This window comes from Enterobacter sp. E12 (genome assembly GCF_014596715.2).
Lineage (GTDB): Bacteria > Pseudomonadota > Gammaproteobacteria > Enterobacterales > Enterobacteriaceae > Enterobacter > Enterobacter bugandensis.
This window is the reverse complement of sequence record NZ_CP115601.1, coordinates 4,123,935-4,137,176: the sequence shown is the minus strand read 5'-3', so window position 1 is coordinate 4,137,176 and position 13,242 is coordinate 4,123,935. Positions and strand designations below refer to the sequence as shown.

At 57.1% G+C, this 13,242-nt stretch carries 15 protein-coding genes and 1 tRNA gene; 8 read left to right on the top strand and 8 right to left on the bottom strand.

What is annotated here, in order from left to right:
* The first annotated feature begins 14 nt into the window (after positions 1-14).
* From IB212_RS19720 to IB212_RS19695, 6 genes are all read left to right on the top strand, one after another.
* The gene (locus IB212_RS19720; RefSeq protein WP_041908050.1) at positions 15-317 is read left to right on the top strand and encodes a phage tail assembly protein; all 303 of its coding nucleotides are present in this window, start codon (positions 15-17) and stop codon (positions 315-317) included.
* A gap of 32 nt (positions 318-349) precedes the next feature.
* The gene (locus IB212_RS19715) at positions 350-469 is read left to right on the top strand and encodes a GpE family phage tail protein (RefSeq protein ID WP_041908052.1); all 120 of its coding nucleotides are present in this window, start codon (positions 350-352) and stop codon (positions 467-469) included.
* The gene (locus IB212_RS19710) at positions 462-2,741 is read left to right on the top strand and encodes a phage tail tape measure protein (RefSeq protein WP_041908054.1); all 2,280 of its coding nucleotides are present in this window, start codon (positions 462-464) and stop codon (positions 2,739-2,741) included. The genes IB212_RS19715 and IB212_RS19710 overlap by 8 nt, the downstream gene beginning before the upstream one ends.
* An 11-nt stretch (positions 2,742-2,752) precedes the next feature.
* Entirely contained in the window at positions 2,753-3,217 is a 465-nt protein-coding gene (locus IB212_RS19705; RefSeq protein WP_041908056.1) for a phage tail protein, read from the top strand.
* Positions 3,214-4,362, top strand: a complete 1,149-nt coding sequence (locus tag IB212_RS19700) for a phage late control D family protein (RefSeq protein WP_041908058.1) — start codon at positions 3,214-3,216, stop codon at positions 4,360-4,362. Before IB212_RS19705 ends, IB212_RS19700 begins: the two co-directional genes overlap by 4 nt.
* A gap of 66 nt (positions 4,363-4,428) precedes the next feature.
* Positions 4,429-4,629 (top strand): ogr/Delta-like zinc finger family protein, encoded by a 201-nt coding sequence (locus IB212_RS19695; RefSeq protein WP_051486049.1) that lies wholly within the window; start codon positions 4,429-4,431, stop codon positions 4,627-4,629.
* 83 nt (positions 4,630-4,712) lie between these two features.
* On the opposite strand, the gene IB212_RS19690 is transcribed toward IB212_RS19695, so the two are convergent.
* A tRNA-Ile gene (locus tag IB212_RS19690) sits at positions 4,713-4,788 on the bottom strand.
* Between the two features lie 124 nt (positions 4,789-4,912).
* Here IB212_RS19690 and mug point away from each other — a divergent pair.
* The gene (gene mug / locus IB212_RS19685; RefSeq protein WP_008503183.1) at positions 4,913-5,419 is read left to right on the top strand and encodes a G/U mismatch-specific DNA glycosylase; all 507 of its coding nucleotides are present in this window, start codon (positions 4,913-4,915) and stop codon (positions 5,417-5,419) included.
* Positions 5,420-5,520: 101 nt separating this feature from the next.
* Here the strand turns inward: mug and rpoD are convergent, their stop codons facing one another.
* The 3 genes from rpoD to rpsU form a co-directional block, all read right to left on the bottom strand.
* Entirely contained in the window at positions 5,521-7,365 is a 1,845-nt protein-coding gene (gene rpoD, locus IB212_RS19680) for an RNA polymerase sigma factor RpoD (RefSeq protein ID WP_028014473.1), read from the bottom strand.
* A gap of 153 nt (positions 7,366-7,518) precedes the next feature.
* Positions 7,519-9,264, bottom strand: a complete 1,746-nt coding sequence (gene dnaG / locus IB212_RS19675) for a DNA primase (protein ID WP_028014472.1) — start codon at positions 9,262-9,264, stop codon at positions 7,519-7,521.
* A 115-nt stretch (positions 9,265-9,379) separates the two neighbouring features.
* Entirely contained in the window at positions 9,380-9,595 is a 216-nt protein-coding gene (gene rpsU / locus IB212_RS19670) for a 30S ribosomal protein S21 (protein ID WP_001144069.1), read from the bottom strand.
* A gap of 236 nt (positions 9,596-9,831) precedes the next feature.
* Here rpsU and tsaD point away from each other — a divergent pair, with 236 nt between their 5' ends.
* Positions 9,832-10,845, top strand: coding sequence for a tRNA (adenosine(37)-N6)-threonylcarbamoyltransferase complex transferase subunit TsaD (gene tsaD, locus IB212_RS19665; protein WP_041908060.1), 1,014 nt, complete (start codon positions 9,832-9,834; stop codon positions 10,843-10,845).
* An 86-nt stretch (positions 10,846-10,931) separates the two neighbouring features.
* On the opposite strand, the gene ureG is transcribed toward tsaD, so the two are convergent.
* The 4 genes from ureG to ureE are packed head-to-tail and all read right to left on the bottom strand — an operon-like array spanning position 10,932 to position 13,240.
* Positions 10,932-11,549 carry an urease accessory protein UreG gene (gene ureG, locus IB212_RS19660; protein WP_022651876.1) on the bottom strand — a complete coding sequence of 206 codons (618 nt, stop codon included), beginning with the start codon at positions 11,547-11,549 and terminating at the stop codon, positions 10,932-10,934.
* Between the two features lie 9 nt (positions 11,550-11,558).
* Complete coding sequence (locus tag IB212_RS19655; RefSeq protein WP_041908062.1) at positions 11,559-12,233, bottom strand: urease accessory protein UreF; 675 nt, start codon at positions 12,231-12,233, stop codon at positions 11,559-11,561.
* The gene (locus tag IB212_RS19650) at positions 12,233-12,772 is read right to left on the bottom strand and encodes a HupE/UreJ family protein (protein ID WP_041908064.1); all 540 of its coding nucleotides are present in this window, start codon (positions 12,770-12,772) and stop codon (positions 12,233-12,235) included. Before IB212_RS19650 ends, IB212_RS19655 begins: the two co-directional genes overlap by 1 nt.
* Positions 12,773-12,781: 9 nt before the next feature.
* Positions 12,782-13,240 carry an urease accessory protein UreE gene (gene ureE, locus IB212_RS19645; RefSeq protein ID WP_041908066.1) on the bottom strand — a complete coding sequence of 153 codons (459 nt, stop codon included), beginning with the start codon at positions 13,238-13,240 and terminating at the stop codon, positions 12,782-12,784.
* Positions 13,241-13,242: the final 2 nt, after the last annotated feature.

The window sequence follows — 13,242 nt, the reverse complement described above, 5'->3', positions numbered from 1 at the left end:
TGAAGAGTAACGAAATGGAAAATACCAACGAGATCGCCATGAACGAAAATCCACATATCGTCACGCTTGATAGCCCCGTTCAGCGAGGTGAGCAAAAAATTGAAAAGGTGACCGTTTCAAAACCGAATGCAGGGACCCTACGAGGGGTATCTCTGGCGTCGCTGGCGCAATCTGACGTAGATGCGCTGATCAAGGTGCTGCCGCGAATGACCTCGCCAGCCCTGACCGAGCATGAGGTTGCGCGCCTGGATGCCTGCGATCTGCTCTCTTTTGCTGGCAAGGTGATCGGTTTTTTGTCACCGGCTTCGGCTCGCTGAAATTTCCTGAAAATCTGTCGGTCGACGATCTGATGGCGGATATCGCGGTGATATTTCACTGGCCGCCGTCAGAGCTGTACACCCTGAGCGTGACCGAACTCCTCTTATGGCGCGAAAAAGCGCTGCAGCGAAGCGGAAACCACCATGAGTAATAATGTCAGACTTCAGGAATTGCTTAAGGCTGTCGACCGGGCAACCCGACCGCTTAACGCTCTCCATAACGCCAGCCTCACTCTCGCGAACGATATCCGCGATGCGCAGGTGGCGCTCGGGGCACTCGATGAGCAGGCGGGGCGTATCAACGGCTTCAGGAAAGCAAACGGCCAGCTCGCCATGACGGAGCAGTCCCTTGCTCAGGCGAAACAGCAGGCAGCGGCGCTGGCGGTACAGTTTAAAAACACGCAAAACCCCACCCAGGCACAGGCTGATGCGCTGTCCGCGGCCCGAAAATCGGCAGCCGATCTTAAGCTTGAGTACAACAGCTTACGCTACTCGGTACAGCGTCAACGTGCTGAGCTCGCACAGGCGGGGATAAACACGCGCACGCTTTCGTTGGACGAGCGTCGTCTACGAACCAACATCAGCGAGAAAACGCAGCAGCTTAACCGGCAGCGGGATGCGCTGGCCCGCGTCAACCAGCAGCAGGAGCGGCTGAGTACCGTTCAGAACCGCTACGAGTCAGGCAAGCGCGCTATCTCGCGAGTGCAGCAACTGGCTAATGCGGGCGTGAGTATGGCAAAAGCGGGCTTTGACCAGACGTCCCGCTTTATGGCGCCAGGCATCAGTTTTGAAAAACAGATCTCTGCCATTCAGGCAAACCTTGGCCTGGAGAAGGGAGACCTCCGGCTTGAGGCCATTCGCCGGCAGGCACGGGAAGTTAGTGTTAGCACCGGAACGCCTGCGGATGCGGTCGTCCGGACACAGAGCGAACTGGCCCGTTCAGGCTATGACACCGATGGAGTGCTTGTGGCCACTGTGCCAACTATCAACCTCAGTCAGGCGGGGAATATCGACGCTGCAAAAGCGGCCGATATTATCAGCAGCACGCAGGCCGCGTATAACCTGGCAGATGCAGATGCCGGACGCATCGCAGACGTGCTTACGCGCGGTTTTACCTCTTCGAATACCAGCCTCGCTGAGATGGCGGCGGCCCTGAACGCCGCTGCGCCAGCCGCGGACGCCGCTGGTATGGGGCTTGAAGAGACAACGGCGCGGCTTGGCGTTCTGGCGGAAAAGGGGATGTACGGTGCCGCCGCCGGGGACGCGCTCAGCGCGATGTTGCGCCATGTTCAGACTCCGGATGCCATAAAAGCCGCAGGGGCGCTGGTTTCCGCCGCGGGTGATGGATCGCTTGATGAAAAAAGTAAGCAGCTGCTGGGAGCAAAGGGCAGTACCGCGCTCACGGCGTCCGTTCAGACCGATAATATTGACGGCGATATCAACCGATTCCAGGCTGCGTGGAGCGGGTTAAAGATTGATGTATTTGATAAAGCGGATGGCGCTCTGCGCAACCTGATAACAACCGCAACCGGCTGGCTCAGCACGGCCTCCCTTTGGGTGAATGCCAACCCTGAGCTGACGCAGACCCTCGCCAGCATTGTTGTCGGCGCGCAGGCATTTGCTGGCGTACTGGGCGGCGTAGGAACGGTTATCGCCCCGGTTCTGACGGGCGTCAATATGATCATCACCGCGGCCGGGATGTTGGGAACGGTGTTCAGCGTAGTGGGGGGCACCATCATGACGGTGCTGGGTGCCCTTAGCTGGCCGGTGATTGCCCTTGGCGCGGCGATTGCCGCCGGAGCCTTGCTGATTTTTAAATACTGGGAACCCATCAGCGCCTTCTTTGGCGGGGTGATGGAAGGGCTTTCGACGGCCTTCGCACCGCTGGGGGCGCTGTTCTCACCGGTGATAACGGTATTTGATGCTATCTCGGAGAAGCTGGGCGGTATCTGGCAGTGGTTCACCGATTTGGTTGCGCCGATCAAGGCGACGCAGGAAACGCTGGATGGCTGTAAAAATGCTGGCGTGATTTTTGGGCAGGCGCTGGGCGATGCGTTAACGGCACCGCTTGATCTCTTTAACAGCCTGAGCGGCAAGGCCAGCTGGCTGCTGGAGAAACTCGGTCTTATCAAAAACGAGTCGGGGAATCTCGACTCCGCTGCGGCAAAAGCAGAAGCGGCATCCTCTCCTGTGGGCAGCTCTTATATTCCGGGTACGGGGACCTATGGCGGTTACCAGGGGTATCAGCCAACCATCGCCACAGGGGGACGCTCTTACGTCGATCAGAGTAAAAGCGAGTACAACATCACGCTGCAGGGGGGCACGGCCTCCGGAATGGATCTGACGCGTCAAATCCGGGAGGCAATAGAGAATAGTGAACGTGAACAAGCGAGACGGCAGCAATCCAGCTTTATGTATGGTTGAGGAGAGAGAAAATGTTAATGGTGCTGGGTCTGTTTGTCTTTGAACGACGAACCTTACCGTATCAGACAATGCAGTTTACAAAGGACTACCGCTGGGCGTCCAACGATCGCATCGGGAAACCCAAAGCCTGGCAATATCTTGGCGAAGGTGAGACCTCCTTTAGCCTCACCGGCGTACTTTACCCGGAGCTCACGGGAGGGCGGCTTTCTCTCAAGGCGGTTGAGCTGATGGCGAATGAAGGGCGGGCATGGCCGTTGATAGATGGTACCGGCATCATTCACGGCATGTTTATCATTGAGAAAGTCACGCACACGCATTCGGATTTTTACAGTGATGGTACCGCGCGAAAAATTGAATTTTCCCTGTCGCTAAAACGCGTGGACGAATCGCTGATGAAGATGTTTGGCGATCTGAGAACGCAGGCTGAAGAGCTGGTGACTAGCGCACGTAATAGCATTGGAGGGCTGGTGGGATGATCGCCGAGATGAATATCCGGGCGGGCGGCAAAATCGCCCCTGACTTTATGCTTAAGCTTAACGACCGTGATATCACGCAAAATTTCAGCCACCGCCTTATCAGTTTATCCATGACCGACAAACGTGGGCTGGAAGCCGATCAGCTGGATATTCAACTGGATGATTCCGATGGGCTGTTAGACCTGCCAGCCCGGGGAGCAACGCTCTCCTTATGGCTGGGGTGGGAGGGAGCTCCGCTCCAGCCGAAAGGGAACTTCACGATCGACACAATTGAATTTCGGGGGGCGCCGGATACCCTGACCATTCGGGGATGCAGCGCGGATTTTCGTGGGAAGCTAAACGTACGGCGCGAACAGTCGTGGCATGACACGACGATCGGCGCGATAGTCACTACTATCGCTCAGCGGAACCAGTTGACCACAAGCGTTGCGGCTGGGCTTTCATCCATTGCCATTTCTCATATTGACCAGTCTCAGGAGACTGACGCGGCGTTTCTCACCCGCCTGGCCGAACGCAATGGTGCATTTGTTTCCATCAAAGCCGGGAAGGTCATTTTCATGAAAGCGGGCCAGGCCGTGACGGCCAGCGGCACAGCGATTCCCTTAATGATGATTGAACGTGGGGATGGCGATCGGCACCTTTTTTCCGTCGCCGACCGTGAAAGTTATTCCGGCGTGACGGCCAAATGGCTGCAAACGCGCGATCCAAAACAGCAAAATCCTCAATTGAGTATTAATCGCCAGATTGGGGGGCAGCCCACAGAGGTGCTACAGCATCCGGATGCCGCCGCGTCGGGAGCTAAAGGCATGGAGCCGAAGCCGCAAGAGAGGCTGGTGGGATCGGCGGAGAACGTGTTTGAGCTTGCTACGGTGTATGCGTCTGAAGAGCAGGCGCTCAGGGCTGCGGAGGCGAAGTGGCGCGCGCTTCAGCGGGGAACCGTGAAATTTTCTATCCAGCTGGCGCTGGGGCGAGCCGATCTGTTTCCCGAAACGCCGGTGCTGGTTAACGGCTTTAAACGAGTCATTGACGAGCAGGCGTGGATCATCAGCGAAGTGGTTCATACGCTGAGCGGGAGTGGATTTACCACGCAGCTGAACCTTGAGCTGAACGTCACCGACGAAAAATTTTCTGTGGATAGAGAGTAATTCATTTGCCATTACGTTGTTTTTGAGTATCATTGATTCACATAAAGTGAATTAAACGGAGGGTATATGTTTCATTGTCCTAAGTGCAAGCATTCAGCGCATGCGCGTACCAGTCGCTATTTAAGTGAAAACACCAAAGAGCGCTATCATCAGTGCACCAATGTGGGCTGCAGCTGTACGTTCGTGACGATGGAATCCGTGGAGCGTCTGATTGCAACTCCTGGCGCTTCTGAACGTGTCCGAACGGCTTCGATGAGTCACGGTTAACGGCGGTACCACCGGCTCATAAAAAACCAATAAAAAAGCCACTCAATCGAGTGGCTTAATTCTTTGATTCTACATCTAAAATTTGGTGGCCCCTGCTGGACTTGAACCAGCGACCAAGCGATTATGAGTCGCCTGCTCTAACCACTGAGCTAAGGGGCCGTGGCGGTGAATTATAAAGTAACTCCCCGCAGCAATCCAGCCATTCACACCTGCCTGCTGTTTTTATAAACAACGCATTATCAATCCTTTATACTTCCATAACGACGTATCAGCGGGAGTAAAGATGATCAACGACATTCTGGCCCCTGGCCTGCGGGTGGTGTTTTGCGGAATCAACCCGGGAAAGTCCTCGGCGCACACCGGCTTTCACTTCGCCCATCCGGGCAATCGCTTCTGGAAGGTGATCTATCAGGCCGGGTTTACCGACAGGTTACTCAAGCCGGAAGAGGAGCAGCACCTGCTGGACACGCGCTGCGGGATCACCATGTTGGTCGAGCGGCCGACGGTACAGGCGAGCGAGGTCAACCTGCATGAGCTGCGCAGCGGCGGGCGGGAGCTGGTGAAGAAGATTGAAGACTACCAGCCAGCCGCGCTGGCGATCCTCGGTAAGCAGGCCTACGAGCAGGCGTTCAGCCAGCGCGGGGCTAAGTGGGGCAAGCAGAGCATCATGATTGGCGTTACGCAGGTGTGGGTCTTGCCGAACCCGAGCGGGCTCAACAGAGCGACGCTGGATAAGCTGGTGGAAGCCTACAGGGAGCTGGATGAGGCGCTGATGGTGCGGGGGCTTTAGCTCCTTTGCGGCCTGATGCCCTTACCCTGGCCCTCTCCCACGGGGAGAGGGAATAAACAAAAAAAAGCTCCCGATTGGGAGCTTTTTGCTGTTTATCAGGATTAGTCGTCCAGGAAGCTACGCAGCACTTCAGAGCGGCTTGGATGACGCAGCTTACGCAGCGCCTTCGCTTCGATCTGACGGATACGTTCGCGTGTCACGTCGAACTGTTTACCCACTTCTTCCAGCGTGTGGTCGGTATTCATGTCGATACCGAAACGCATACGCAGCACTTTTGCTTCACGGGCGGTCAGGCCAGCCAGAACGTCGTGAGTGGCGGCACGCAGGCTCTCGGTGGTGGCAGAGTCCAGCGGCAGCTCGAGGGTGGTATCCTCGATGAAATCCCCCAGATGCGAATCTTCATCGTCACCGATCGGTGTTTCCATGGAGATTGGCTCTTTGGCGATCTTCAGCACTTTACGGATCTTGTCTTCCGGCATCAGCATGCGCTCGGCCAGCTCTTCCGGCGTCGGCTCGCGGCCCATCTCCTGCAGCATCTGGCGGGAGATACGGTTGAGCTTGTTGATGGTCTCAATCATATGAACCGGAATACGGATGGTGCGTGCCTGGTCCGCGATAGAGCGGGTGATCGCCTGACGGATCCACCATGTCGCGTAAGTAGAGAACTTGTAACCACGACGGTATTCAAACTTATCTACCGCTTTCATCAGACCGATGTTGCCTTCCTGAATCAGATCCAGGAACTGCAGACCGCGGTTGGTGTATTTCTTGGCGATAGAGATAACCAGACGCAAGTTCGCCTCAACCATCTCTTTCTTCGCACGGCGCGCTTTCGCTTCACCGATGGACATACGACGGTTGATGTCTTTGACCTGCTCGATGGTCAGGCCGGTCTCTTCTTCAATTTGCTGCAGCTTCTGCAGACCGCGATAGACATCGTCCTTCACGTCGTGCAGTTTTTCAGACCAAGGCTTGTTCATCGCGATAGCCGCGTTGAACCAGGTTTCGCTGGTTTCGTTGCCGGTGAAGAGGGTGATGAAGTTCTTCTTCGGCATTTTGCACTGTTCAACGCACAGCTTCATGATGATGCGTTCCTGGGTGCGTACGCGATCCATCATCACGCGCATGCTGTTTACCAGGTAGTCGAACTGTTTTGGCACCAGGCGGAACTGTTTGAACACTTCAGACAGCTTCAGGATCTCTTCCTGAGCGGCGGCATGGCTGCGGCCTTTCGCTTTGATGGTGTCACGCGTTACTTCATACTGGGTACGCAGCTCGGCAAACTTCTCGCGCGCCAGTTCCGGGTCGATGCTGTTGTCATCGTCAGCGCTGTCGTCGTCTTCTTCCTCATCTTCATCTTCGTCGTCATCCATCTCTTCCTGAGACAGCTCAGAACCGACGTGAGTGGCGGTAGGCGCCATATCTTCTTCAGCGTTCGGGTCGACAAAACCGGTGATCAGGTCAGACAGGCGCGCTTCTTCCGCTTCAACGCGATCGTACTGCTCCAGCAGATAGGTAATCGCTTCCGGGTATTCGGCAACAGAGCACTGAACCTGGTTGATCCCGTCTTCGATGCGTTTTGCGATGTCAATTTCGCCTTCGCGGGTCAACAGTTCAACGGTACCCATTTCGCGCATGTACATGCGGACCGGGTCAGTGGTACGCCCGATTTCAGATTCCACGCTGGACAGGACCTGTGCAGCAGCTTCTTCCGCATCTTCGTCAGTGTTGTTGGAGGTTTCAGCCAGCAACAGATCATCGGCATCCGGTGCTTCTTCCATCACCTGAATGCCCATGTCATTGATCATTTGGATGATGTCTTCGATCTGGTCTGAATCGACGATATCTTCCGGCAGATGGTCATTGACCTCGGCATAGGTCAGATAGCCTTGCTCCTTACCGCGTTGGACAAGAAGTTTCAGCTGTGACTGCGGGTTTTGCTCCATAAGACGGTATCCACACTTAATTCGTTTGATTGGTGTCGGCGATGGTGCTGCCAACCTTTAAAGCGAGGGCGTACTTATATTTTTGCCGCTGCCTCTCAGTGCGGCTGCCGGGGGCTTCCCGATCGATATTCGGCACTTAAGCCGTTAAATTTTTTATTTCTTCGCCAGTTCCTGGTTAATCATCCAGAGCTCCCGGCGTTCTTCGCTGCTTAAGCCATGGGTGCGCTCGCGAGCTATCAACTCTTCCTGGCGCAACTCAAGCATCGAATCAAACATATGGTTGAGCGAGTCGGTGAACGTTTTTTCTGCAATTTCCTTATCTGCTATATCGTCCCACATCGACAGTTTTTCAAGGGTAGCGGCCTCTTTTGTGCCGCGATAATGCTCTAAAAGTTGTCCGGTGGTCAGACCTGGCTGAGACAAACAAGTGTTGACCAGTTCTGAAAATAAGCCAAGTCCGGGCAACTTTTCGTGGTTCAAACCCGCCAGCGACGGCACTTGCGGAGCAAGTTCGGGGTTTTGCACCAGTAACCCTATCAGTATACGCATGGTTGTGCGTTTTAGCTGAGGCGCGGGGCGAACCGTGCCGTTTTCAGCCTGTTTAGGCATTAAACGTTCAAGCTGGCTGTCATCCAGGATACCGAGCTTGTTGCCTAACTCCTGACGCAGGTAGATGCGCAGCGTTTCGCCGGGCACCTGGCTGATTAACGGCAGCGCCAGGGTACTGAGCTGCGCGCGCCCGTCAGGGGTACTCAAATCCACCTGCGGCATCAGGCTGTTAAACAGAAACGTCGAGAGCGGCTGTGCCTGCTCCATCCGCGCTTCGAATGCCGCTTTGCCCTCTTTACGCACCAGCGTATCCGGGTCTTCACCGTCGGGCAGGAACATAAAGCGTAGCTGACGTCCGTCGGTCATATACGGCAGCGCGGTTTCCAGCGCTCGCCAGGCGGCGTCTCGTCCGGCTCGGTCACCGTCGTAACAGCAGATGACGTTGTTGGTCACCCTGAACAGCAGTTGAATATGATCGGCAGTGGTGGACGTACCTAACGACGCAACCGCGTAGTTAATGTCGTACTGCGCCAGCGCAACGACGTCCATATAGCCTTCGACGACCAACAGACGCGGAGGTTCCGCATTGTCCTGCTGCGCCTCATAAAGACCGTACAACTGGCGGCCCTTATGGAAAATATCGGTTTCCGGAGAGTTGAGGTATTTCGGCAGGGCATCACCCAGCACGCGACCACCAAAACCAATTACCCGGCCACGCTTGTCGCGGATCGGGAACATCACCCGTTCACGGAAGCGGTCGTAGCTTCGTCCCTGGTCGTTAGTGACCAGCATGCCTGCGTCGATGAGGGATTTACGATCTTCGCTATTGCCGCCAAAACGCTTTAACACGTTGTCCCAGCCGGGCGGGGCGTAACCAATAGCGAAACGCGCAATCACATCGTCGCTCAGTCCGCGCTTGTTCAGATACTGACGCGCAGGCTCAGCCGCAGAGTGCTTAAGAGACTGTTGGTAAAACGAATTCAGGCCATCCATCAGTTGATACAGCGTTTGCCGCTGATGGCGCTCGATCTGACTTGGCCCACTGCCTGCTTCATACGGCACTTCAAGATTATGCATCGCCGCCAGTTCTTCGACGGTTTCAACGAACTCGAGCTTGTCGTAGTTCATTAAAAAATCGACGGCATTACCGTGTGCGCCACAGCCGAAGCAATGGTAAAACTGCTTTTCACCGTTTACGGTGAAGGAGGGGGTTTTTTCGTTATGGAACGGACAGCACGCATGGTAGTTCTTGCCCTGCTTTTTCAGCTTTACCCGCGCGTCGATGAGATCGACGATGTCGGTTCTGGCGAGCAGGTCATTGATGAAAACGCGTGGGATTCTTCCGGCCATATGCCCCAAAAATTTAAGCGACTTATAAACGAAAACAAGCCGCGCATTCCTTCCGGAAGCACGGCCTTACGACTACTACTCTGTCTGTCAATTGAGGGCGTTGGCCCTCAACAGATTAGTACAGACGAGTACGGCGTGCGTTTTCGCGAGCCAGTTTCTTCGCGTGACGTTTCACTGCGGAAGCTTTAGCGCGCTTACGTTCGGTCGTTGGTTTTTCATAAAACTCACGACGACGAACTTCAGCCAGAACACCTGCTTTCTCGCATGAACGTTTGAAGCGACGCAGTGCTACGTCGAACGGCTCGTTTTCACGTACTTTAATTACCGGCATGTAACTCTCACCTTTAATAAATTCGGTTTGCCGCTGGCATCAACGCCAGCTTATTTCAAAATGGTGCGGAATTTTACTGCAAATGCTGCTGCTTTGTAAAGCACCGATGCGATTTTGAAAGGGACTTTAATAAGGGTGAGGAGTATACACGAGCCTTCTTCCTGGGGCGAACAAAGTTTTACATCAACCCGCCCAGGCTCTACACTGCGCGGTATTGAAACGAGGTAAAACAAGTCATGCGTGTACTGGGTATTGAAACATCCTGCGATGAAACCGGCATCGCCATTTACGACGACGAAAAAGGGCTTCTGGCCAACCAGCTGTATAGTCAGGTGAAATTGCACGCTGACTACGGCGGCGTCGTACCTGAACTGGCCTCTCGTGACCACGTGCGTAAAACGGTTCCCCTGATTCAGGCGGCGCTGAAAGAGGCCGGATTAAGCTCAACCGATATTGACGCCGTAGCCTATACCGCAGGGCCGGGTCTGGTCGGTGCGCTGCTGGTCGGCGCGACGGTTGGCCGTTCGCTGGCCTTCGCGTGGGACGTTCCCGCCATTCCGGTTCACCACATGGAAGGGCATCTTCTGGCGCCGATGCTGGAAGACAATCCGCCCGAGTTCCCGTTCGTGGCGCTGCTGGTCTCCGGTGGGCATACCCAGCTGATTAGCGTAACGGGTATTGGCAAGTACGAGCTGCTGGGCGAGTCGATCGACGACGCCGCCGGTGAAGCGTTCGATAAAACCGCCAAGCTGCTGGGCCTGGATTACCCGGGCGGCCCGATGCTCTCTAAAATGGCGTCGCAGGGAACGGAAGGGCGCTTTGTTTTCCCGCGTCCGATGACCGATCGTCCGGGGCTGGATTTCAGCTTCTCCGGGCTGAAAACCTTCGCGGCGAATACTATCCGCAATAACGACAACGACGAGCAGACCCGCGCCGATATCGCCCGCGCGTTTGAAGACGCGGTAGTGGATACGCTGATGATCAAGTGCAAGCGCGCGCTGGATCAGACCGGGTTTAAGCGCCTGGTGATGGCGGGCGGCGTCAGCGCCAACCGCACGCTGCGCGCGAAGCTTGCGGAGATGATGCAAAAGCGTCGCGGGGAAGTGTTCTACGCGCGTCCGGAATTCTGTACCGATAACGGGGCGATGATCGCCTACGCCGGGATGGTGCGCCTGAATGCGGGGGCAACGTCCGACCTGAGCGTGTCCGTGCGTCCGCGCTGGCCGCTGGCGGAACTGCCTGAGGCGTGAGTTTTTTGCCCGGTGGCGCTGCGCTTACCGGGCCTACAAAACCGTAGGCCGGGTCAGGCGAAGCCGCCACCCGGCAACAAACCGCACTACACCCGCAGCATCCCTTTCTCTTCCAGAAACGCAATAATCGTCCCCAGACCGTCACCCGCCTTCAGGTTGGTAAACGTCCACGGACGCTCGCCGCGCATGCGGTTGGTATCGCGCTCCATTACCTCCAGCGACGCCCCGACGTAGGGCGCAAGATCGGTTTTGTTGATCACCAGGAAATCGGATTTGGTGATCCCCGGTCCGCCCTTGCGCGGGATTTTTTCCCCTTCGGCCACGTCGATCACGTAAATAGTCAGGTCCGCCAGCTCCGGGCTGAAGGTCGCGCTCAGGTTGTCCCCGCCGCTTTCAACGAAGATCAGATCCAGATTACCGAACTTCTCGCTGAGTGCTTCTACCGCCGCGAGGTTCATTGAGGCATCTTCGCGGATGGCGGTATGCGGGCAGCCGCCGGTCTCCACGCCCACGATGCGCTCCGGCTCAAGCGCGCCCGCCTCGGTCAGGATGCGCTGATCCTCTTTGGTGTAGATATCGTTAGTGACCACCGCCAGATGGTACGTGTCGCGCATCGCCTTGCAGAGCGCTTCCAGCAGCGCGGTTTTGCCCGATCCTACCGGACCGCCTACGCCCACGCGCAGGGGATGTTTGTAATCAGCCATGTTGACTCCTCAGGAACGGAATAGTCGTGAATATTGTGTTTCATGGCGCGCGGAGGCGATGGCCGACAGTGGCGTAGCTGCCCCCAGCGCGTCGTCGCCACGTAAAAATGCCTGTTCAAACCCGGCGGCAAAATGGTCGCTCAGCTCGATAATCAGCTGCTGCGCCGCCTGCTGTCCGAAGGGGACGAGCTTGACGCCCGCCATCACCGCGCTCTCTATCCAGCTGTAGCCGAGGCTCAGCGCCAGCTCGCGCGCGCCAATGCCCCAGCGCACGCCGAGCCACGCCATGCCGCAGAGCTGGCTCTGTGCAAACAGCGACAGCCACTCTGCCGGGCAGCTCGGCTCCCAGCTTTTAATCAGGCGCGTAAAGGCCGCACCACGGTTGCGCTCCTCTTCGCGCAGCTCGCGCGTTTCCCGGCAGGCGAGCAGATATGTCGTCCAGCGTTTTGCTGCCGCGATGTCCTGCTGTTCGCAGGCCCGGAACAGCCGGATAAACATCGGCAGATCGACGCAGAAAAAGCTCTGCTCCATCTGCTGGATCTGCCAGCGTCTGAAGGCGTCGGTGCTCGTAACCCAGCCCGCCTCTACGGCCCACTCCAGCCCCTGCGACCAGGTAAACGACCCGACCGGCAGGCTGCTGCTCGAGAGCTGCATCAGGCGCAGCCGCTGTCGGGCATGCTCCATCAGCTCATCAGCGCCAGCAGGGCGGAGACGATCAGCCCGCCGCCGAAGGTTTTACGCAGCCCGTCGTGACGGCGCAGCAGCAAGCCTGCGGCGAAACTGGCGCACAGCACCGTCGCGCTGGCGAACATAAACCCGCTGGTGAACAGCCAGAAGCTGTGGCCAGACATCTCCACGCCGTGCGCCCAGCCGTGGAACATCGCCAGGGCAGGCACCGCCAGCAGCAGGCGGTTTTCAGTTTTAAACATCATCACGCCGCAGACCGCCAGCGAGGCGATAATCAGCATCTCCATGCCGCTAAAGCCGCCGAGCAGGCTGCCCGCAACGGCGCCGACAAGCATCATGCCGAGGGTGGCAAACGGCAGCAGGAGCTTGCGGCCGCTCAGGGCAGACAGCACGCCAGCCCCGGTCAGCATCAGCAGGTGATCCAGCCCGGTCAGCGGGTGGAGAAAACCGGCCTGAAAGCTGTCGGCGCCGTGGCCGGGATGCGCGAGCGCGGGAACGGAAAAAGCCAGCAGTAACAGCGGTAAATGCTTACGCATGATTGATCCTTAATGTGAATGAGCGTGAGAGTGACTGTGGGCATCGCTGGCGTAAGCGCCCGCTTCCGGTTCAAACGGCAGGCTGGCGAAGGTTACCTCCAGCCCGAACTGGCGCAGCATGTCGTCGAGAACGTGATCGTGGTGATAGCGCAGCTCGCCGGGCATGACCTGCAGCGGCACGTGGCGGTTGCCCAGGTGGTAGCAGGCGCGGGCGAGCAGGAACGGATCGGCGCAGCGCACCACGGAAACCGACTCCGGAGCGGCGATCACTTCGATCACCTCGCTGCCGTCTTCGTTACTGAGCAGGTCGCCCCCGCGCAGCAGCAGGCCGCGCGGCAGCATCAGTCCGGCTTCGCGCCCGTCGTTAAGCGCCACGCGAGCGCGGCTTTTCACCCGCACGTCAATCGGCAGCGTGACGCTGGCGGTAGTCGGATGCGCGTGGTCCAGACGTTGTGTTAAGTAGATCATCA

Bases quoted from the DNA above. Each gene is read 5' to 3' on its own strand.
- rpsU (WP_001144069.1), bottom strand. From the start codon at position 9,595: ATGCCGGTAATTAAAGTACGTGAAAACGAGCCGTTCGACGTAGCACTG.
- IB212_RS19700 (WP_041908058.1), top strand. From the start codon at position 3,214: ATGATCGCCGAGATGAATATCCGGGCGGGCGGCAAAATCGCCCCTGAC.
- dnaG (WP_028014472.1), bottom strand. From the start codon at position 9,264: ATGGCCGGAAGAATCCCACGCGTTTTCATCAATGACCTGCTCGCCAGA.
- IB212_RS19705 (WP_041908056.1), top strand. From the start codon at position 2,753: ATGTTAATGGTGCTGGGTCTGTTTGTCTTTGAACGACGAACCTTACCG.
- IB212_RS19655 (WP_041908062.1), bottom strand. From the start codon at position 12,233: ATGGAGCATGCCCGACAGCGGCTGCGCCTGATGCAGCTCTCGAGCAGC.
- rpoD (WP_028014473.1), bottom strand. From the start codon at position 7,365: ATGGAGCAAAACCCGCAGTCACAGCTGAAACTTCTTGTCCAACGCGGT.
- ureG (WP_022651876.1), bottom strand. From the start codon at position 11,549: ATGGCTGATTACAAACATCCCCTGCGCGTGGGCGTAGGCGGTCCGGTA.
- IB212_RS19650 (WP_041908064.1), bottom strand. From the start codon at position 12,772: ATGCGTAAGCATTTACCGCTGTTACTGCTGGCTTTTTCCGTTCCCGCG.
- tsaD (WP_041908060.1), top strand. From the start codon at position 9,832: ATGCGTGTACTGGGTATTGAAACATCCTGCGATGAAACCGGCATCGCC.
- IB212_RS19710 (WP_041908054.1), top strand. From the start codon at position 462: ATGAGTAATAATGTCAGACTTCAGGAATTGCTTAAGGCTGTCGACCGG.
- IB212_RS19720 (WP_041908050.1), top strand. From the start codon at position 15: ATGGAAAATACCAACGAGATCGCCATGAACGAAAATCCACATATCGTC.
- IB212_RS19715 (WP_041908052.1), top strand. From the start codon at position 350: ATGGCGGATATCGCGGTGATATTTCACTGGCCGCCGTCAGAGCTGTAC.
- IB212_RS19695 (WP_051486049.1), top strand. From the start codon at position 4,429: ATGTTTCATTGTCCTAAGTGCAAGCATTCAGCGCATGCGCGTACCAGT.
- ureE (WP_041908066.1), bottom strand. From the start codon at position 13,240: ATGATCTACTTAACACAACGTCTGGACCACGCGCATCCGACTACCGCC.
- mug (WP_008503183.1), top strand. From the start codon at position 4,913: ATGATCAACGACATTCTGGCCCCTGGCCTGCGGGTGGTGTTTTGCGGA.